A 21,808-nucleotide genomic window follows, 5' to 3' on the forward strand; every position below is an offset into this window, starting at 1 on the left:
AAATATGTTAGAAAGTAGAAGAATTTATTTGCCGCCTTTAAGTTTAATTGGTCCAGGGTCTCTAAAAGAATTAGGAGAAGAATTAAAACAATTACCTTATAAAAAAGCACTTTTTGTAACCGATAAAATGTTAGTTAAATTAGGTGTTGCACAAAAAGTTATAGATGTTATAGAAAGCGCAAATGTTGGAGTGACAGTTTTTGATAATGTACAGCCCAACCCAACAGTGAAAAATGTAAATAATGGGTTAAAGTTGTTAAAAGAAAACAATTGCGACGTCATCATAACTCTTGGTGGTGGTTCTCCACAAGATTGTGGTAAAGCCATTGGTATTTTGGCGACCAATGGAGGTGATATTAACGATTATGAAGGAATTCATAAATCTAAAAAAGTATCGTTACCCATATTAGCTATTAATACAACTGCAGGAACTGCTAGTGAAGTTACTATAAATTATGTTATAACAGATGTAGAACGCCATATTAAAATGGTAATGGTTGATAAAAACTGTTTGGTTTCTATTGCCATTAACGACCCAGAATTAATGTTAGGCAAGCCAGCTTCATTAACTGCAGCAACAGGTATGGATGCTTTAACACACGCTATTGAATCTTATGTGTGTAAAGGTGCTTTTCATTGGTCTGATGCTTTGGCTTTAGAGGCTATAAAATTGATAGCATCTAGTTTAGAAGAAGCTGTGCATAACGGTAGTAATTTAGAGGCTAGAAGTAAAATGGCTTGGGGACAATTTATTGCTGGACAATCATTTTCTAATGCAGGTTTGGGTTTTGTGCATTCGCTTGCGCATCAATTAGGAGGCATGTACGATATGCCACATGGTGTTGCAAACGCCATTTTATTGCCACATGTAGAACGATTTAATATTCCTTCTTGCACACATAAACTTAAAAAAGTAGCGAGAGCTATGGGTGTTGAGGTGAATGATAAAAATGATTTAGAAGGCGCTGAAGCAGCAATAAAAGCAATTGAAAAATTATCTAAAGCCGTTGGAATACCTTCTGGACTTAAAGAATTAGGTGTTAAAGAAGAAGATTTTAAAATTATGGCTGAACATGCGCTCGATGATGTTTGTACTGGAGGTAACCCTAGAGAAGTCTCCTTAGAAGATGCCATAGCAATTTATAAAGCAGCTATGTAGTACGATGAAGATAAGTAATACATTACTTATTTTCATTTAAAAGAAGATTTTGTAGCTTCAAAAAAAAATCAACCTTACGCAGGTTCATTATAAAAATTAAGTGTCATTTAAGTAAACTAGATAATTTTCCTCTAGTTTACTTAAATGTTTTAATTTATCTTCAAAAGAAATGAGCAATGGATAAAGCAGATTCTGCCAGCTATTTTTAATCATTAAGCCATTTGTTAAGTTTTCAAAACAGAATAGCTTTCATTTAAATAATTAATCTTACCTCTCCCAATTCTTGAATTTTATAGGGGAATTTATCGCCAGGCGATGCTATAAACATAAAGTTTGATGGAATGTTCCAGCGTTTTGAGAGCTCTTTTATTTTCTCTGGTCCAAAAACTCCTGGTTCTTCAATAAATTCAACATCTATTAAAGGATAAGCTCTGTTTAATGTTTCAATATCCTTTTTTAAATTTATGGCAAACGTTTCATCTTTATTAAGTACAGTAACGATTTTTACGCGTTTTGTAGCTTCATTGTTTGATATATAAAGTAACACACGGTTTAGTGTTGCAACATCGTCATGGTTGGTAAAATACACAAACTGCTGTTTGTTGATGTTTTTAAGTAATTGCTTTGTTTTGGTGTTCAATTTCCGGAAAAGCGTGCCTTTGTCTGGAAAAATATAATCTAAAATAGTTAAGAATATTTTAAAAATATAGGTGCGGTAAAGCATAAAAAAAACAATGCCCAAAGCAGGGATTAGGTATTCCATAAAAATACCCAAGTCTTCAGGATTTAAAATAATGTTACCAACTATCGCCGCTATTACCGCCATAACGGCAATAAATAATCCGAGCCAACTCGATTTTTCTGGTCGTGGCAATCGGGAACGATTTACCTTTAAAAGTAAATTCCCAATACCAAAAAGCATCATAACCGATAAAAAAGCGATGGTATATATGCCCGCTAATTTTGCTAAATCTCCTTGGGTTATTAATAGTATGGAAACACATAATATAAAAAATAGACTATAGATTAAGTAATTGCTTCCTTTTTTGTTTTTTATTAAAAGTTGTTTCGGTAATATTCTATCCAATGCCATGCGTTTCATTAAGCCACCTACACCTACAAATGAGGTCAATACGGCACCACTTAAAACCAAAGACGCATCAATACCAATTAATAATGAAAGCCAATTTCCGCTTGCGGTTTCCCCTAAAACAGAAAGTAAGGCGTCTTGATTTGCAACAACCGTGTGTATGGGTATAATGGCCAACGCTAAAAAGGCTATCAAAGGATTAAAAACGGTTACAACAATCCACATGTTGCGAAGTGTTTTTGGGAACACGCCCTTTTGTTGTTCTTCTACATAATTTGCAGAACTTTCAAATCCGCTAATACCAAGCATAGCTGCAGAAAATCCTAAAAATAAAGCAGTGACAATGCCTCCTTTAACAGGTGTATTGAAATTAGAAAACAACGTTTCAGTACCATTTTCAATGAAAAAATATATGCAGAAACCACACAAAATAACCAATGAAGCTAAATGAAAAAGAAAGATAACAATAGCCACTTTTGAGGATTCACCAATACCAATGGTAACCAAGGCCATAAAAATAAAAAGCAATGCAATAGTAACAGGTAAAATAGGTATTACATGCCAAATACTGTGTGCATATTTAACCGCTTCGCTAGCCGAAATAACCGCAGTTGCCATATAAGATAAAACCGTTAAAGTTGCAGCCAAAGAAGCTGTTGATTTTTTTGTGGTATTCAACAACGCATTATAAGCACCGCCATTAAGCGGCAATGCACCAACAACTTCGCCATAAATACTCCTAAAAAAATAGAGGACAACAGCAACCATTAGTAAAGATATCCAAGCGTATTGTCCTGCATAAACAATGGCTAAAGCAGATACATACAAACAGGATGAACTAATGTCATTACCGCAAATAGCTGTGGCTTCGAGTTGATTAAGTTTTTTAGACATAAGTAATTATAAACTTTATAGATAAGAGTATCAATATAATAAGATCGCTACTTAGGTAGCATAAATATACTTATTAATAACGAAAGATTTAGTGTGTTACTCTGCATTCCTTTTTGATAAGATTTAAATTTTCAACTTTAGATTGAATTAAGAATCCATTACTAATTTTAAAGCATTAATTTTATAGTTATGAAATATTTAATAGCTGAAGACGAAATCGATTTACAGCAATCTATAGTGAAATATTTGAACCGCGATGGAAACGTTTGCGAAGTTGCTTCTAATTTTGAAGAAGCATCCGAAAAAGTTGCTTTGTATGACTATGATGTAATAATATTAGATATTAACCTAATAACAGGTAGCGGATTAGACATTCTTAAATTCATAAAAAAAGAAAAAAAGTCTTTGGGTGTTATCATTATTTCTGCAAACAACTCATTAACGGATAAATTGGAAGGCTTGGATTTAGGAGCCGATGATTATATTACAAAACCCTTCCATTTAGCCGAACTAAATGCGCGAATAACTGCCGTTTTAAGAAGAGGTAAATTTGGAGGAAACGATATTTTAGAATTCAACGAAATTTCCATAGACACGAAGTCTAGATCCGTATTTATAAACGGGAAAGATATAGCTCTCACTAGAAAAGAGTACGATTTATTGGTGTTTTTTATATCCAATAAAGGACGGGTTTTATCCAAAGAAATTATAGCAGAACATCTTTGGGGCGACAATAGCGACTTACTTGATAATTTTGATTTTATTTACGTTCATATCAACAATTTGCGTAAAAAGCTAACCGTTGAAGGTTCAAAATATATTAAAACAGCATATGGTAGTGGCTATAAATTTATGGAAGACTAAAAATGACTAAAAAAACGAAGCTTATTAAAAAAACGTCTAAAACCTTCCTTTTAACAGGATTGGTTTTAACAATTTTAAGCACCGCTGTTTTATATTTTTACACCAAATATCTTTTACAACAAGAAATTGAAGAAGAATTATATTCCATAGAAGCCAGAATAGTTGATGCTATTAAAGATAAAAAGGAGCTATTTTCTTTACCGCCTATAACCGAAATTTATAAAGTAGAAAAATTAAAACCACAAATTTTTAAAGATACCCTTATTTACGATCCTGCTCAAAAAGAGATGGAAGTATTTAGAGAATTCACTACTTATGAAACTATTAACAACCAAATTTATCAAATAACGGTTAGAGATTTAGTGGTTGAAAATGACCAAATTCTAATTGCTATTGTAGCATCTACCATTACAATATTTGTATCAGCATTTCTTTTTCTGTTCTATTTTAATACAGCTAGGAACATTAAACTTTGGAGCCCATTTTTTAAAAATTTGGAACATATGAAAAGGTTTTCATTAACATCTAATCAAACAATTGAATTAGAAGATAGTGATGTTTTAGAATTTTCAGAATTAAATAATGAAATTAAAACGCTCACCAATAAAGTAAGAACAGATTACGAAAACTTAAAGCAGTTTACAGAAAACGTGTCGCATGAAATGCAAACGCCACTAGCTATTATACAAGCAAAAATTGATAATATTATAAACGACAATTCTATTAGCGATAAGCAATTCGAAGAAATTACTAGCATTCAAAAAGATATTCAACGCCTCAAAATTCTAAATCAAAAAATCACGCTTCTTACAAAAGTAGATAATAATCAGTTTGATAAAGTAGAATCTGTGAACCTTATCAACTTAATTTCAATGAAACTTCAGAGCTTTAAAGAATTAAGTGCAAACAACATTGTTTTCAATTATAAAGAAGAATTAGTAGTTTCAATGGATGTTGATTTAGCCGATATCCTTATTAATAATCTTATTTCGAATGCTATTAAATATAATTCTAGAAAAGAAGATATTTTAATAGTCGCCAATAATAAATCCATCATAATTTCGAATGCTGGCAATGCAGAATTATTAAATCCTGAAAAACTGTTTTTAAGATTTTATACCGAAACAAACAACAAACAATCTATTGGCTTGGGTTTAACAATTGTGAAAAAAATCTGTGATTTATATAATTTTAATATCACCTATTATTTTAAGGAACAAAAGCACTTTTTTGAATTAACTTTCAAGTAAACTTCTTAAGATTTGCTTAAAGTTTTCTTTAGAATTAAACGTTACTTTAGTAAGGTATTTAATTTAAAATAGATCCATTATGAAAACAGTAACAAAATTATTAGTGCTTTTTATTGGGTGTAGTTTGTTGGCTTTCACTTCTTCAATTAAAAAGGACCCACCTCAAAAAGTTAAAGAAGCTTTTGCTAAAAAATTCCCCAACATTAAGAAAGCCGATTGGGACAAAGAATCTGAGACAGAATGGGAGGCAGAATTCAAAATGAATAAAGTCGAATATTCTGCAAATTTTTTATCTGACGGAACATGGCTAGAAACAGAACATGACATTAAGATGAAAGATGTACCAAAAAACATTTTGAATACTTTGAAATCTGAATTTTCAGGATACGCTATTGAGGAAGCCGAAATTTCAGAAACATCTAAAGGTGTTTTTTATGAATTTGAAATTGAAAAAGATAAAATTGAAATGGAAGTTGTTTTTGATACGAATGGAAAAATTCTAAAAAAAGAACTTAAAGAAGACGAAGAAAACGATTAATATTTCAAACTTTATGAAATGCTAAAAACTGCCTATTGTTTTTAGCATTTTTTTTTGATCAATTTCAAAAAGCATCAATCACAGAAACACTTTATCTTAAGTTTCTCTTAAGATTTTATAGTTACTATTGTCAAAAGAATTTCGCATGTTTAGAAAATTTATTTTATTAGTATTAATCACCTCATTTTATTCAAATTTATCCGCGCAATCCAATATTACCATTTCAGGTATTGTAAAAGATAAGGAATCGCAAACCTCAATTCCTTACGCCAATGTTATTTTAAAATCTGAAAAAAATAATGTTTTTGTAACAGGAACCGCAACCAATGAAGAAGGCAGATTTACTATTGAAAATGTAACATCAGGAAACTATATTTTAGAAGTATCAGTTATAGGATATAATACAGAAACCCAATCGCATTTTGTTGGAAAACTATCAAAATACTTAGATGTAAAAACCATTGAATTAACAGAAAACATAACGTCTCTTGGTGAAGTTTTAGTTACAACAGAACAAGACGAAGTAAGTACCAAAATGGATAAAAAAACCTATGATTTAAAAGATAATATAAGTCAAAGTGGTGGTTCTGTGCTACAAGCAATGCAAAATTTACCAAGTGTTACTATACAAGAAGGCAAAGTGCAATTACGCGGAAACGATAAAGTAACTGTGCTTATTGATGGTAAACAAACCGCTTTAACTGGTTTTGGAAACCAAAGCGGATTGGATAATATTCCAGCTTCGGCAATTGAAAAAATTGAGATTATCAATAACCCATCGTCTAAATATGATGCTAACGGAAATGCAGGTATCATCAATATCATTTATAAAAAAAATAAGGTGCAAGGGTTTAATGGTAAAGTAGGTTTTACTGGCGGACTTGGGTCTTTATGGGAGCGAAAAGCCAATTTTCCAGACATCAGACCACAATATACCTTCACGCCAAAAATCAATCCGTCGTTATCTCTTAATTATCGAAAGAATAAAGTAAATCTTTTTTTTCAAGGCGATTATTTATATACAGAAACGCTTAATAAAAATGAATTTGTAAACCGTATTTATGATGACGGAACGATTATAAACAGGCAAACCAAAAGAAATAGAGATACACAGTTTATAACTCTAAAATCTGGATTGGATTGGAATATAGACGACCAAAACACACTAACAATATCGGGTTTGTATGGTGGAGAAATTATTATTGATAATGGCGACGAACCTTTTGTTGATGAAAATTTTGAACGCCTCTATCTTTGGAAGTTTTTAGAAGACGAAGTTAAAACCACCATTATGGCAACTGCCAATTATCAGCATAAATTTAAAGAAGCTGGTCGTTTATTAAATGTTGGTTTTAATTACACCTTCCACAGAGAAGATGAAAAATATTTTTTCGAGAATATACAACCCACTTTTACTGGTTTAGATTCTTTTGTTTTACTTTCAGATGAACAGGTTTACGATTTTAATGTCGATTATATTCGTCCGTTAAAATACGGAAAGTTTGAAACAGGTATCAAGTTAAGAAAGCGAAACATTCCAATAAACATGCAATTTTTTCAAGGGCAAAATTCACCAATAGATGCCGGTGCAGGTGGATGGGCAGAATACAAAGAAATAATTCCTGCGCTTTACGGAAATTATAGTTTTGAGAACGAAACCTACGAAGCCGAAATTGGCTTACGAATGGAGTATGTGGATTTAAATTATTTAGTAAACCCAGACCATAACACCTATAAAAGTGATGGTTACAATTATACCGAGCCTTTCCCAAACATGCGATTTGCCTATAAGTTTAATGAAAACAACAAAATGTCTGTTTTTTATAATCGTAGAGTTGACAGACCGAACGAAGTTGATATTCGCATTTTTCCAAAATATGACGATGTGGAATTGATAAAAGTGGGCAATCCTGGGTTACGTCCGCAATTTACAAACCTTGTGGAATTGGGTTATAAAACCAGTTGGGAACAAGGTAGTTTGTATGCTGCACTTTATCATCGTTTTGCTGATGGCACCATTACCCGAATTTCTTCAACAGATGGTACAAGTAATGTCATTTATGCCATCTTTCAAAATGCAGGAAAAAGTTATAATTCTGGGATTGAAATGGTTTTTGAACAAGAGGTTACAGATTGGTATTCCTTAAATTTAAACGGAAATATTTATAGAAATCAAATAGACTCCTTCACAGTTCAAAATTTATATCCAACACCCAATACTTTTTCAGCCGATACACAAAAAACAACTTCTGGAAGTTTAAAACTTAATAATACACTAAAGTTTTCTGAAAAAGTAAATGCACAATTAAGCGCCGTTTATTTAGCTGCAGATATTATTCCGCAAGGAAAAATAGAATCGCGTTTTTCGTTAGATTTTGGCATTAAAAAATCGATTCAAAAGGGTAAAGGTGAATTATTTTTAAATGCCACCGACCTTTTAAATACCATGACCGTAAAAACACAAGTTTTTGGTGATGGGTTTCAATATACCAGTAGTAATTACGCCGAATCTCAGGTAATACGCTTGGGGTATAGTTATAAGTTTTAATCTTTAAAAATGAACATGAAAAAGTTAAACAAAGTAGCCGAAATTACATTGATTTTCTGGTTAATGAAAATTGTGGCAACCACTTTAGGGGAAACTTTAGGCGATTATCTATCCATGACCTTAAATCTTGGTTACCTAACTGGTATTTTTATAACTTTAGTTTTCTTTTTAATCGTCCTTTCCGTTCAATTATTAACTAAAAAATACATTCCTGTTTTTTATTGGTTGGTCATTATAGCTACCACAACCTTAGGAACCGAAATATCTGATTTTCTAGATAGAAGTTTACATTTAGGATATACTTTAGGTAGCTTGGTGTTGTTTTCAGGTTTGATTTTAACCTTATTTCTTTGGAACAAAAAATTCAAAAACTTAAAGGTATTTCCAATTTTTGATAGAGATAAAGAGGTTTATTATTGGGTAGCCATTCTCTTTTCAAATAGTTTGGGAACTGCCTTTGGCGATTATTTAAGCGATGTAGTTGGGTTAAGTTATCTTAATGGTGCCATGATTACTGCCGGAATAATTTTGGTGGTAGTATTGTTACATTATAAAACCACCATAAACCATGTTATTTTATTCTGGATAGCCTTTATTTTTACAAGACCTTTTGGAGCCACTTTTGGAGATTTTTTAACCAAACCACTTGCAAAAGGTGGTCTGGATTTAGGGACTTTAAATGCTTCTATCGTTTCAATAATAGTAATGACTATTTTAATTTTTGTATCTCATAACAAATTGAAAAATAAAATTATGGAATAGTTTTAGCTATTTCGCTTACCATTTATTTTTAGCTTAAGTTTTTCTTTAGAATTGGGCATTAATTTCGTTTTCAATTAAACTAAATTACATGTCATTTAAATTATTCCCCTCGCGTTTTGCATTGCTCAAAGCGTTTATTGTTTTGTTTTTGCTCCTATCGTTTTTAGTGCGATTAAGTTTTTTGGTTTGGAATTTTTCCGAAGTGGATAAAAGTTTTTTCATATTAGCAAACACCTTTTTTATTGGTTTTTTGTTCGATTTAGCAACTGTTTCCTTCTTTGCAATACCATTTCTCATGTATCTTTTGGTAATTCCTAAAAAATTTCATGGATCTATCTTTGATAAAATTGCCGTTTATTTTGGCTTTTCATTAAGCGTATTCATTTTATACTTTTCGTTTTTTGGTGAAATTACTTTTTGGGACGAGTTTCAACGACGCTACAATTTTATAGCTGTCGATTATTTGGTTTACACATATGAAGTTGTAAAAAACATTAATGAATCTTATCCATTACCCATACTAATTTCTGCAATGTTAGCGCTGGTTTTATCTAGTATATTCATTGTAAACAAATTAGGATTCTTTAAAAAAACATTTTCAAGTGAAACCTTATTTAAAACTAAGTTAATAGCCTCTATGCCTTGGTTAATTATTGTATTATTAAGCGTATTCTTGTTCACCAACAAACAAGCAGATTTTTCTGAAAACCGCTATAACAATGAATTGGCTAAATCTGGAATCTACTCCTTCTTTGCAGCTTTCAGAAATAATGAGTTACCCTATAATGAATTCTATAAAATCATTCCTGAAAAAGAAGCGTTTCAAACTGTAAAAACAAGTTTAAAAGATGCAAAAACGACGTTTGAAAACCCTAATGAAAATTCAATTTTTAGAACCATAATAAATTCAGATAGCGTTCAAAATCCAATAAAACCGAATGTCATTTTTATTTGCATTGAAAGTTTAAGTGGAAACTTTCTAAAAGTCTTTGGAAATGAAGACAATATCACCCCTACTTTAGATTCATTAGCAAACAACAGTTTGTTTTTTGATAACCTATATGCCACAGGAACACGTACCGTAAGAGGCATGGAAGCAATAACCTTATCAATACCACCAACTCCTGGGCGCAGTATTGTAAAACGAAAACAAAACCAAGGTTTGTTTACCATTGGCGAAGTGTTTAAACAACAAGGGTACAAACGTAATTTCTTTTATGGTGGCGATGGTTATTTCGATAACATGAATACGTTTTTTGGCGGTAATGGATTTAATATAATTGATAGAGGCAGAGGATTTCTTTTAGATAAATCAATTACTACAACACGCACCAATATTGAAGATAATGAAGTAACCTTTGAAAATGCTTGGGGTGTTTGCGATATGGATATTTATAATAAAGTGTTGAAAGAAGCCGATAAAGCCTATGCAAACGAAACCCCTTTTTTCGATTTTGTAATGACGACTTCAAACCACAAACCATATACCTATCCTGAAGGTGTTATTGATATTCCATCGGGAACCGGACGAAATGGCGCAGTAAAATATACCGATTATGCTATAGGCGAATTCATTAAAAAAGCAAAACAAAAACCTTGGTATAAAAATACCGTTTTTGTGATTATGAGCGACCATTGCGCTAGTAGTGCCGGACGTTGGGAACTAGATGTTAACAATTATCATATACCTGCATTAATATTCAATTCACCTAATATTCAAACAGAAAAAGTCAACACATTAGCTTCTCAAATTGATGTGTTTCCAACCCTGTTTTCGGTTTTAAATTGGGATTATACTTCTAATTTTTTCGGGAAAAACATTTTAACAATGCAGCCAGAGGATGAAAGGGCTTTTATTGGAAACTACAGGAAATTGGGCTATTTAAAAGACAATAAGGTTTTGGTGCTTGATGAACAAAAAAACTCCCATTTCTATTTATGGAATCCCTTAGATAATAGTCAAAAACTAATACCAACAGATAAAGATTTTGAGCACAGAAGTATCTCATTTTATCAAGTCGCAGACGGTTTATACCGCAACGGAAAATTAAAAATTAAAGAGTAAAAGTTTGATAAGTATTCATTTTATAGTAAACCCCATTGCAGGAACAGGAAATCATGGTTTTTCTGAAACTTTTTTACAAGATTATTTTGATGAAAGTCAATATAAACTAACCGTAAAATGTTCGTCATATAAAGGTCATGCCATCGATTTAACCAAAGAATCTGTGAATCAAAAAGCAACTATTATTGTTGCTTGTGGTGGCGACGGTACCATAAACGAGGTAGCATCTACTTTAGTAAATACCAATATCCCGCTCGGAATCATTCCAGTTGGTTCTGGAAATGGATTGGCATCCAATCTTAAAATTCCACAAAATGTAAAAAAAGCCATCGAGGTTATTAAAAACAATCATCAAACCAAAATTGATGTTGGCTGCGTCAACGAACATTATTTTTTTAGTAATGTTGGGTTTGGTTTTTCCGCTAGTGTCATTAAAAATTATGAGCATTTACAGAAAAGAACCTTGTATTACTATATAAAAGCATCCATCAAATCATACAAAGAATTCAATAAAAAAAGGAATATAGAAATTGAAATTAATGAATTGGAATCTTTCGCTAACCCATTTTTAATTTTCATTTCAAATACCAACGAATTAGGCTATCATGTTAGTTTAACCCCAAAAGCCTCATTACAAGACGGATTGCTTGATGTATTAATTGTTCCGAATTTAAACAATGCCAAAATGTTGCTTTTTGGAATTTTCATGCTTTTAAAAAAGCCGAAAACACTGAAGGAAGCAAGGTGTTTTCAAACCAAGGCTATTAAGTTACAACGAAATCAAGGTGATTATTTTGAAGCACAATTAGATGGTGAATTTCTGAAAATACAAGAATCTTCGATAGAAATAAGTATAAATGAACAAGCATTAATTATTATCGTTTAAACAAAATTCACTTTAAAAATAACTTAAGAATTAATTAAGGTTTCAACTATACTTTTATTAGAAATTTAATAAACAATAGATGAAGCCAATAATATTTTTGTTAGCAATTTTTATTCCATCAATCGTTCTAGCTCAAAATGAAACACCTTCCGAATATCGAACTGAAAAAACAATTCAAGACATAGGCGATTATGCGCAACATGCACCAGCATTAACCTCACTTATTGTTATAATAGCTAAAAAAGATAAAAAAGGGTTTTGGCAATTTACCAAATCCTATGGAACAAATTTAGCACTAACTTACGCTTTAAAATATAGCATTAACAAACCGCGACCAGAAGGTAGAACAGATGGTCATGCATTTCCGTCAGGGCATACATCCAATGCGTTTCAGGGAGCTTCATTTTTGCAACGCCGTTACGGTTGGGGGTATGGTATTCCAGCTTATGCAGTGGCAGGATTTACAGCTTTTAGCCGATTGGAAGGTTTAGAAGACAGACATGATGCTTGGGATGTTTTAGGAGGGGTGTTAGTTGGCGTAGGAAGCACCTATTTATTTACAACACCCTACCTAAAGGAACATTATGAATTATCTTTTAATAGCGGAAGTGGTGAATATTTACTTGGAGTGACTTATAAATTTTAATTGGTATTCTTGCTAATATTTAATTTTAAAGGCATCAATAAATATTTATCTTTATAAAGATGATTGACCAATTTTACTAATTGAAATTATGCTGAAATTAACTTCATGGTTCTTGTTATTTATTCCGTTACTTGGATTTTCACAAATTTCTAAGGAAGAAACACAAACTTTTTACCTTGACAACGGAACAGCTTATACCTATAAAAAACCGAAACTCCTAGAGGTCATAAAATATGCGCCAAGAGATTTAGCAGAACTTGGGAAGTTTACTTTGCAAAAAGAAAATTTACTGTGGACAAGTTTAACTTTTGGAAGTACAGTAGCTCTCATACCTTTCGACCAGAAACTATTAGAAAATGCTATGGAATTGGGAGAACCAATAGGCTGGAATAAAGATGCAACTTACGATAGACTTTTTGGTGTTCTTGAATTATTTCCAAGAGATATAAATGCAGCAGTTTATTTTTTAGGTAACGGGGTAACTACATTACTTATTGGTGGCACGTTTTATTCAATTGGAAAAATAAATAATGATTTTAGAGCTTTAAACACAGCCAACGAACTGGTTGAGATTTTAATATCAACAGGGTTAACAACACAAATATTAAAAAGAATTTCAGGTAGGCAAAGTCCGAGTGCAGCAATTGAAAGCGGAAATGCAGGAGGACATTGGACACCATTTCCTAGTTTTAAATCTTTTCAAACAGAAACTCCAAATTATGATGCTTTTCCATCAGGTCATGTAGCAACCATGATGGCAACCATAACCGTGATTTCAACCAATTATCCAGATGCAAAATGGGTTAAACCTATTGGATATTCACTTATGGGATTAATGGCTTTTGAAATGATGAGTGCCAGAGTACACTGGATATCCGATTATCCATTGGCAATTCTAATTGGTTATGTAATAGGAAAAAATGCAGCAAATAGAAGGATTGATAAAAATTTTAAAAGAGATTTAACGGATGAAATTATAAAGCCAAGATTTAAAACAAATTTTGGGTTTACTTTTGATTCGGAATTCAAGATGTTAAAAGTAACAGTTGTATTTTAATTATCAATCTGTCGTTTTTAATATTAAATAAAAGTCATATTAAGAAACTTAAAAAGCTTTCTACTTAACGGTTTCCTTTATTATAAATACTTTAGCAATGTTATTAAATGTAAAGTTTAATCCAGCGCATTTTTGGTTACAAACCATCTCCAGCCAATAATAGCCATTTGAAGTTTGGTGGCTTTAGCTAAATCTAATTGTTGTTTAGAGTAACTGGGTAAGATTAGTTTGTTAACCTTCGCTAAAAATTTGAATACTTGCTTTTTCATTTTTTTTAAACGCTTCTTGTGAAGACAAAAATAGTAAAACTTATTCTAGACTAAGTTCTACATTTTCTTTGTTTATATAATCATGAGTATGATAATGATTATAAGTTTAGCAAGTGTAATCATAATTTTAAGGTTTTAAGGTTAGCAAAAGTTTAATAACATTAATGTTTATTCAAGTTACGTTTTTGCTAAAATATCTTCCTAATGGTTTTATTAAAATCTGTAAATTTGAATACAAATATGTAATCATATAAATAAAAATGATTATATTTTTTGTTTCAATACCTATTTCCTTGTTATAATATAAAATATAAATTTAATTTTTAGTTGTAATTTGTAACATTTATAAGGGATTTTTTGAACTGCTTTTTAAAAGCAAGGGGCAGTTTATTTCAAAAACCCTGTAATTTGTGATTATTATCTTTTTTTATTATTTTATTTTCAGAAATTTGAAGTTTGAAATTCGTTAATTATTATCAAAAAAAATGTACTCCAAAGTATTTTAAACTTTCAGAGTACATTATAAGGATGTGGTATGAAAGTTACTTTATTCTTTCTTTTTAGTTGTTATTTCTACAACGCCGTTTTTTGCTTTGTTGCCGTATTTTTTAATGGCAGCATTGCCTTTTAAAACATTTACAGACTCTATCTCGTCTGGATATATTTTATCGTATACTTCTTTTTTCACCTCTTTTCCATCAAGTATGTATATAGCTTTACCAATAACTTTAACAATTGGAGTTTTGGAATTATCAGTTTTCGTTTTTATTTCAACAACGCCATATTTTCCTTTTTCACCATATTTTTCTATAGCATATTTACTGTCTTTAATTTCTGAAACAGATTCTATGTTTAATTCATTTAGTTTACCTAATTCTTTTCTTGAAATTTCTTTTCCGTTTAATAAATATAGTGGTTGATTATTTTTATTTGTGTCAAGTTCTTTAAATAAATTAGGTTTTTTTTGAACATAAATAGTGTCTTTTTTGGCATAAATCACATTAGTATTTCTTTCAGTAGAAATTTTCCATTCACTCCTCGGTTTTTTTTTGGTTGTAACTTCAATGACGCCATATTTTCCTTTTTCACCATATTTTTCTATTGCCATGTCATCTTTTAAAACATTAATACTTTCAATATTATAATGCTGTAAATTATCCATTTCATTTTTTTTAGATTCTTTTCCGTCAATAAAGTATAATAGTTCTTTGCCATTAGATGAAGCCATTTTTATGTTAGATTCATTTGTACTAGAAAGACTTACTTTGTTTTCTTCCTCTGAAACCCAATTTAAACCAACCCTTTTTTTAGTGGGCTGCCACTTTAAGGTGTCAGTATCTGGATAAGAAACAGCATTCCTCCCAATAGTTATTTTCCAAGGATTTAATTGATTCTCGTTATTGGTAGCATTTATTTTTGTTCCAATCTTTGTTTTTAAGACAGAATCTTGGGGTTGGGCATATCCAGTTACTTTTACACTATCCATTGGTTTTCCTATTATAAATTCAGTTTTCCATTTAGTAGTAATTTCAACCACGCCATGTTTTCCTTTAGCGCCATATTTTTCAATGGCAACTTTTCCTTTTAAAACATTAATAGAATCAATATTTTCAGGATTAATACTTTCAACGTCTTTTTTTGATGTTTCATTCCCATCTACAAAATATAAAGGAGGTTCAGGTTCAGTTTGATTAACATTTTCTAAATTGACTTCTAATTTTTCAACATAAACCTCCTTGTTATTAAAGCTCATTAAAAACAAGCCCAAAACAGGAATTATTAGCGCATACTTTAATTGATTAATTTTTTTTGATTTTGATTTTTGTAACATAACGATTCGTTTTTTGATTGATGAATTATAAAAAGAATTACTTAAAGCCACTTGATGAGATGGCATACTTGTTTTAAGTAATGTGTATTGGTAGTTTTTTTTACAGGAAGTTTGTTTTGCGGTTTCCTTATCGGCTATAAACTCTAAATTTTGTTTTAAAAGGTTGCTAAACAGCCATATAAATGGGTTGAACCAAAGTACTATGCAACTTAAGTGAGTTAAAAGTATGTCTAGTGAATGTTTTTGGTTGGCATGCACCTTTTCGTGGGTAATAATTTGTTCAAGTTCAGTACTACTGAATTGAGCTGGGTTGTAAACTATCCAATTAAAAAACGAAAAAGGTGACACGCTATTGGTTGTTTTAATAAATATAAAACGACCTGTTTTTCCACTTTGATTTTTAAAAATTACAAGTGCTAAAGATGTAAATTGAACTAAAAAACGAATTGAAAAAAACAAAACACCAATACCATAAGCTAATGGCAAATAATCTAAAATATTAAATGGTTTTTCAAAGTTTTCGTTTACAGAGGTAGTTTCAAAAACATATCCAGAAAAATCTAAAGGTGTTGCTTCAATATAAATAGGAATCACTAAAAAAGGCAACAAAAACGAAGTGATTAAGCCCATTAATAAGAACCATCTGTTTTGTTCAAAAAAGGTTTCCCGTTGCAAGAATATCTTATAACTCAAATAAAAAATGGCTATAATGGCACTAACTTTTAGTAAATATTCCATAATTATTGGTCTTTTTCAATTAATGCAATAATTTCTTTTAAATCTTCCACACTAATTTTTTCTTCCTTAGCAAAAAATGATACCACGTTTTTGTAGGAATTATTGAAATAATTGTCGATAGCCACTGTCATAAATCGTTTTTTGTAATCTTCTTTACTCACAATAGGGAAGTACTGGTGTGTTTTTCCGTAGGCAATATAGCTTACAAAACCTTTATCTTCAAGATTTCTAATAATAGTAGAAAGGGTGTTGTAATGCGGTTTTTCATCTGTAATTTCAGCTAAAACATCTTTTACAAAAGCCTTTTCCAGCTTCCATAATATCTGCATAATTTCCTCTTCTTTGTTTGTTAACTTTTCCATTGAATATTTTTTATTTCCCCTAAAGAGGAGTCTTTTATCATTTTAATTTCGATAATACAAACATATAACTATTTTTATAGTTATGAAACTATATATTTAGTTATTTAACTAAAATTTAAGTTTTCAAAAAAAGGTTTCGCTTTTCAGTTTTCACCTTTCACTTTCTTTTTATCTTCGCAAAAAAATAGAAGAATGAGTATAGTTTTGGTTGTATTAGGGTTTACTTTATTAGTAGTAGGCGGGGAGTTCCTTGTTAGGTCGTCTGTGGCATTATCATTTAAATTTAATATATCTAAAATGGTTATAGGGATGACGGTTGTTTCGTTTGCCACTTCTGTGCCTGAATTATTGGTAAGCTTACAAGCTGCCTTATCGGGTTCTCCTGCCATTGCCATTACCAATGTAGTAGGTTCCAATATCGCAAATATAGGTTTGGTGTTAGGTGTTACTGCGATGGTAGGAACCATTGCGGTAGATAAATCTTTTTACAGACTCAATTGGCCTGTCATGATGGTTTTTTCTATAGTGTTGTACTATTTTCTTAAAAATGACCAAATGCTTTCTGCTATTGAAGGTATGGTGCTTTTTATAGGGCTTATTCTTTTTTTAATATTTTTAATAAAAAACACAAAAAACGATACTGTAGTTGAAGAAGTTGATGAAACTTTATCTGTTGTTTCTAATTTTAAAATAGGGACCTGGTTGCTTATTGGTGCAGTGGCATTATATTTTGGAAGCGAATGGTTGGTAACAGGTGCAAAAGAAATAGCTTTATCGATCGGGGTAAGTGAAGCCGTAATAGGTGTGTCTTTAATTGCTATAGGAACAAGTGTTCCTGAATTGGCTGCCTCTATAATAGCGGCTGCAAAGCAAGAAAAAGCGATTTCATTAGGAAATCTTATCGGTTCCAATATTTTTAATATTGCATCGGTTTTAGGTTTAACAGCTATTGTAAAACCAATACCTGTAACAGAACCTTTAATACTTACCAGTGATATTTTCTGGATGTTAGGTTTTTCTTTTGTATTATTTCCGTTAGTAATGTTGCGTAAAAAGTTTGAAATTAACCGCGCTAAAGGTTTCTTTTTAGTCTTTGTTTACGGTGTTTTTATGTTTTTACTTTTTACGGCAGGAAAGTAAAACAGTAAATAAATATAAAAAAAGGGTTTGCAAACTGCAAACCCTTTTTTTATGAACAAAATGTATGTAAATTAAACCTTAGCAGATTTAACAGTTTTAATAATTCTTGCTGCAATTTTATATGGATCACCGTTTGAAGCAGGACGTCTGTCTTCTAACCAACCTTTCCAGCCTTTGTTAACAGCGATTAATGGAATACGAATTGAAGCACCTCTATCTGAAATTCCCCAAGAGAAATCATGGATAGATGCTGTTTCGTGTAAACCAGTTAAACGTTGGTCGTTAAATTCACCGTAAACGGCAATGTGTTCTTCAACAACAGGGCGGAAAGCTTCACATATTTTAGCATAAACCTCTTTATCTCCACAAGTTCTTAATATAGAATTTGAGAAATTGGCGTGCATACCAGAACCATTCCAATCCATATCTTTTCCTAGTGGTTTAGGGTGGTATTCAATAAAGTAACCATATTTTTCAGTTAATCTGTCTAGTAAATATCTAGCAATCCAAAGTTCGTCACCAGCTAATTTAGCACCTTTAGCAAACAATTGGAATTCCCATTGTCCACAAGCAACTTCTTGGTTAATTCCTTCAAAGTTTAAACCAGCTTGAATACATAAATCTGCATGCTCTTCCACTAAATCTCTACCATGAGTATTCAATCCACCAACAGAACAGTAGTACATACCTTGTGGTTTTGGATATCCACCAACAGGAAAACCAAGAGGTAATTGTGTTGCAGTATCCATTATAAAATATTCTTGCTCAAAACCAAACCAGAAATCATCATTGTCATCATCAATGGTGGCTCTACCATTTGAAGCGTGAGGTGTTCCATCTGCGTTAAAAACTTCAGTCATTACTAAATAACCGTTGATACGCTCTGGATCTGGATAAATAGCTACAGGCACTAATAAACAGTCTGAAGATCCACCTTCTGCTTGTCTTGTAGAAGACCCATCAAAAGACCAATTTCCTATTTCTTCAAGAGTTCCTTTAAAGTTTTCATGCTCTTCTACTTTGGTTTTGCTTCTCATGTTTTGAGTTGGGTAATAACCGTCTAACCAAATGTATTCTAATTTAATTTTTGCCATAATTTTTTTAATGAGAAATTAATAATGTTTCAACAAATATATATTTTTATTGAGACACTTCATATTTGAAGGGGTGTTAATCTAAAAACTTGAGTTATTTTTATTTATACCCTATTTTTTTGAGGCATCTATTAAAAAAAGTATATTTTTTTATTTAAAAATTGAAAAATTCTTAAACGCCAAAAGCAAAAATTGTTTACTATATTATTACTTTTGTGAAAAATATTAACTTAATTTAATAGAACTCATGTCTACTTTAAGATTTCATGCTATAAAAGAATCGTTGGCTAATAAACCGGTTTTGGTTGAAGAGAAAGAGCGTCGTTCAGATTTGTTCGGGAAAAACGTTTTTGACGAAAACACCATGCGTCAATATTTAACCAAAGATGCCTTTGTAGGCGTTATGAATGCCATTCAATTTGGTAAAAAAATTGATAGAAATATTGCAGATCAAGTATCGTCTTCCATGAAAGACTGGGCGCTATCTAAAGGTGTCACACATTATACACATTGGTTTCAACCCTTAACAGGAACCACTGCCGAGAAACACGATGCTTTTTTTGAAACTGTTGGAAATGGTATGGCTATTGAAAAATTTGGTGGTAGCCAGTTGGTGCAACAAGAACCAGATGCCTCAAGTTTCCCCAATGGAGGTATTCGAAATACCTTTGAGGCTAGAGGCTACACCGCTTGGGATCCTACATCGCCCGCCTTTATATATGGTACCACGCTTTGTATCCCAACCATATTTGTGGCTTATACAGGTGAGGCGTTGGATTATAAAACACCTTTATTAAGGGCGTTAAATGCCGTTGATAATGCGGCTACCGATGTTTGTAAATATTTTGATAAAAACGTAAAAAAGGTAACTTCCTCTTTAGGTTGGGAACAGGAATATTTTTTAATTGATAAAATGTTAGCGGCAAGCAGGCCAGATATATTGTTAACAGGTAGAACGCTTTTAGGGCATTCATCGGCAAAAGGCCAACAGTTAGACGACCATTATTTTGGTTCCATTCCAAACAGGGCTTTAAATTTTATGCGCGAATTGGAAACCGAATGTATGCTTTTGGGTATTCCAGTTAAAACCCGTCATAACGAAGTGGCTCCAAATCAGTTTGAATTAGCACCCATTTTTGAAGAAGCTAATTTAGCTGTAGACCATAACTCCTTATTAATGGATATTATGGGGAGAATCGCATCAAAGCATAATTTCAAAGTATTATTCCACGAAAAACCTTTTGCTGGTATTAATGGGTCTGGAAAACATAATAACTGGTCATTATCAACCGATACGGGTGTTAATTTGTTATCGCCAGGAAAAACACCCATGAGTAATCTTCAGTTTTTAACTTTTTTCATCAACACCATAAAAGCAGTTCATGAAAATGAGGAATTGTTAAGAGCATGTATCGCATCGGCAAGTAACGACCACAGATTGGGAGCCAACGAAGCGCCTCCTGCTATCATTTCGGTATTCATTGGTCAACAATTAACCAAAGTTTTAGAAGAATTAGAAGGCGTTACAAAAGGAAAATTGTCGCCAGAAGAAAAAACAGAGCTCAAATTGAACGTTGTTGGTAAAATACCAGACGTTTTACTTGATAATACGGATAGAAATAGAACATCACCGTTTGCCTTCACTGGTAACAAATTTGAATTTAGAGCCGTTGGGTCTTTAGCAAATTGCGGAAACCCCATGACGGTTTTAAATACTATTGTAGCAAAACAGTTGATAGATTTTAAAAAAGAAGTCGATTTACTCATTGATAAAAAAGGACTGAAAAAAGACGAAGCAGTTTTTAATGTGCTGCGGGAATATATAAAAGCCACTAAAGCCATTTTGTTTGAAGGAAACGGTTACGGAAAAGCATGGGAAGAGGAGGCGAAAAAACGCGGTTTAAGCAACAATAAAAGTACGCCAGAGGCTTTAAAAGCTAAAATTTCCAAAAAAACAATAGCCCTATTTGAAGATATGAATGTGATGAGTAAAATCGAATCGCACTCACGTTACGAAATTGAAATGGAAGCCTATATCATGCACATTCAAATAGAAGGACGTGTTTTAGGGGATATTGCTCGTAACCACATTGTGCCAACAGCAGTTAAATACCAAAATATGTTAATTGAAAATGTAAAAGGCTTAAAAGAGATTTTTGGAGAAAAATTCAAAAACGTTTCAAAAGAGCAAATTAGTTTAATTGAAGAAATTTCAGGTCATATAGAAGGTATAAATGCCAATGTTACTAAAATGACCGACGCACGCCGAAAAGCCAATACTATAGAAAATATAGAAGAAAAAGCATTGGCCTACTGTAACGAAGTAAAACCATTGTTCGATGATATACGTAAGCACTGCGATAAGCTGGAATTATTGGTAGACGATGAAATTTGGCCACTAACAAAATACAGAGAGCTGTTGTTTACACGTTAATTTTTTGGGCGTTACCCAAGGGTCGGGCTTTTCGCTGCAATCTTTTTTTCGTGCCTCAAAAAAGGATTTCCACTGCAATCCCTACGCTGCTCAACTTAAAGGCAAGTAACAATTAATAAAATCCCGTTGTAAAAAGCGGGATTTTTTAATTCAAAAAATTAACTTTGCAGCTCAATACACT

The 21,808-nt window shown here is 31.9% G+C and carries 17 protein-coding genes; 12 read left to right on the forward strand and 5 right to left on the reverse strand.

Translation table 11 applies throughout. The annotated features are described in order from the left end of the window. Nucleotides 1–4: 4 nt before the first annotated feature. Nucleotides 5–1,159, forward strand: a complete 1,155-nt coding sequence (locus EV196_RS09575; protein WP_132217534.1) for an iron-containing alcohol dehydrogenase — start codon at nucleotides 5–7, stop codon at nucleotides 1,157–1,159. Between the two features lie 253 nt (nucleotides 1,160–1,412). On the opposite strand, the gene EV196_RS09580 is transcribed toward EV196_RS09575, so the two are convergent. Then, on the reverse strand, nucleotides 1,413–3,143 hold the full coding sequence (locus EV196_RS09580) for an APC family permease (RefSeq protein ID WP_132217535.1): 1,731 nt from the start codon (nucleotides 3,141–3,143) through the stop codon (nucleotides 1,413–1,415). A gap of 189 nt (nucleotides 3,144–3,332) precedes the next feature. On the opposite strand from EV196_RS09580, the gene EV196_RS09585 reads away from it, so the two are divergent. The 9 genes from EV196_RS09585 to EV196_RS09625 all read left to right on the forward strand — a co-directional run bounded on the left by EV196_RS09585 (nucleotide 3,333) and on the right by EV196_RS09625 (nucleotide 13,759). Beyond that, nucleotides 3,333–4,007: a response regulator transcription factor gene (locus EV196_RS09585; RefSeq protein WP_132217536.1), complete on the forward strand. Its 675-nt coding sequence runs from the start codon at nucleotides 3,333–3,335 to the stop codon at nucleotides 4,005–4,007. 2 nt (nucleotides 4,008–4,009) lie between these two features. Continuing rightward, nucleotides 4,010–5,257 carry a sensor histidine kinase gene (locus tag EV196_RS09590; protein ID WP_132217537.1) on the forward strand — a complete coding sequence of 416 codons (1,248 nt, stop codon included), beginning with the start codon at nucleotides 4,010–4,012 and terminating at the stop codon, nucleotides 5,255–5,257. A 79-nt stretch (nucleotides 5,258–5,336) separates the two neighbouring features. Further along, nucleotides 5,337–5,795 (forward strand): PepSY-like domain-containing protein, encoded by a 459-nt coding sequence (locus EV196_RS09595; protein ID WP_132217538.1) that lies wholly within the window; start codon nucleotides 5,337–5,339, stop codon nucleotides 5,793–5,795. Between the two features lie 145 nt (nucleotides 5,796–5,940). After that, nucleotides 5,941–8,343, forward strand: coding sequence for an outer membrane beta-barrel family protein (locus EV196_RS09600; protein WP_132217539.1), 2,403 nt, complete (start codon nucleotides 5,941–5,943; stop codon nucleotides 8,341–8,343). 15 nt (nucleotides 8,344–8,358) lie between these two features. Then, nucleotides 8,359–9,105, forward strand: a complete 747-nt coding sequence (locus EV196_RS09605) for a COG4705 family protein (protein ID WP_132217540.1) — start codon at nucleotides 8,359–8,361, stop codon at nucleotides 9,103–9,105. A gap of 88 nt (nucleotides 9,106–9,193) precedes the next feature. Beyond that, complete coding sequence (locus EV196_RS09610) at nucleotides 9,194–11,170, forward strand: LTA synthase family protein (RefSeq protein ID WP_132217541.1); 1,977 nt, start codon at nucleotides 9,194–9,196, stop codon at nucleotides 11,168–11,170. Between the two features lie 4 nt (nucleotides 11,171–11,174). Next, complete coding sequence (locus tag EV196_RS09615; RefSeq protein ID WP_132217542.1) at nucleotides 11,175–12,056, forward strand: diacylglycerol/lipid kinase family protein; 882 nt, start codon at nucleotides 11,175–11,177, stop codon at nucleotides 12,054–12,056. A gap of 79 nt (nucleotides 12,057–12,135) precedes the next feature. Then, complete coding sequence (locus tag EV196_RS09620) at nucleotides 12,136–12,702, forward strand: phosphatase PAP2 family protein (protein ID WP_132217543.1); 567 nt, start codon at nucleotides 12,136–12,138, stop codon at nucleotides 12,700–12,702. 88 nt (nucleotides 12,703–12,790) lie between these two features. After that, nucleotides 12,791–13,759, forward strand: coding sequence for a phosphatase PAP2 family protein (locus tag EV196_RS09625; RefSeq protein WP_132217544.1), 969 nt, complete (start codon nucleotides 12,791–12,793; stop codon nucleotides 13,757–13,759). Between the two features lie 116 nt (nucleotides 13,760–13,875). Here EV196_RS09625 and EV196_RS09630 read toward each other — a convergent pair whose 3' ends face one another. The 3 genes from EV196_RS09630 to EV196_RS09640 form a co-directional block, all read right to left on the reverse strand. Further along, a complete protein-coding gene (locus EV196_RS09630; protein ID WP_132217545.1) occupies nucleotides 13,876–14,028 on the reverse strand; it encodes an SsrA-binding protein in 153 nt (50 codons plus the stop codon). Between the two features lie 547 nt (nucleotides 14,029–14,575). Further along, a complete protein-coding gene (locus EV196_RS09635) occupies nucleotides 14,576–16,597 on the reverse strand; it encodes a M56 family metallopeptidase (RefSeq protein WP_132217546.1) in 2,022 nt (673 codons plus the stop codon). Between the two features lie 2 nt (nucleotides 16,598–16,599). Then, a complete protein-coding gene (locus EV196_RS09640) occupies nucleotides 16,600–16,959 on the reverse strand; it encodes a BlaI/MecI/CopY family transcriptional regulator (protein WP_132217547.1) in 360 nt (119 codons plus the stop codon). 192 nt (nucleotides 16,960–17,151) lie between these two features. On the opposite strand from EV196_RS09640, the gene EV196_RS09645 reads away from it, so the two are divergent. Further along, a complete protein-coding gene (locus tag EV196_RS09645; RefSeq protein WP_132217548.1) occupies nucleotides 17,152–18,099 on the forward strand; it encodes a calcium/sodium antiporter in 948 nt (315 codons plus the stop codon). Between the two features lie 71 nt (nucleotides 18,100–18,170). On the opposite strand, the gene EV196_RS09650 is transcribed toward EV196_RS09645, so the two are convergent. Continuing rightward, nucleotides 18,171–19,193 carry a glutamine synthetase beta-grasp domain-containing protein gene (locus EV196_RS09650; protein ID WP_132217549.1) on the reverse strand — a complete coding sequence of 341 codons (1,023 nt, stop codon included), beginning with the start codon at nucleotides 19,191–19,193 and terminating at the stop codon, nucleotides 18,171–18,173. 247 nt (nucleotides 19,194–19,440) lie between these two features. Here EV196_RS09650 and EV196_RS09655 point away from each other — a divergent pair, with 247 nt between their 5' ends. After that, nucleotides 19,441–21,627: a glutamine synthetase III family protein gene (locus EV196_RS09655; RefSeq protein ID WP_132217550.1), complete on the forward strand. Its 2,187-nt coding sequence runs from the start codon at nucleotides 19,441–19,443 to the stop codon at nucleotides 21,625–21,627. The last annotated feature ends 181 nt before the right edge of the window (nucleotides 21,628–21,808 follow it).

The sequence above is a fragment of the Mariniflexile fucanivorans genome, assembly GCF_004341235.1.
Lineage (GTDB): Bacteria > Bacteroidota > Bacteroidia > Flavobacteriales > Flavobacteriaceae > Mariniflexile > Mariniflexile fucanivorans.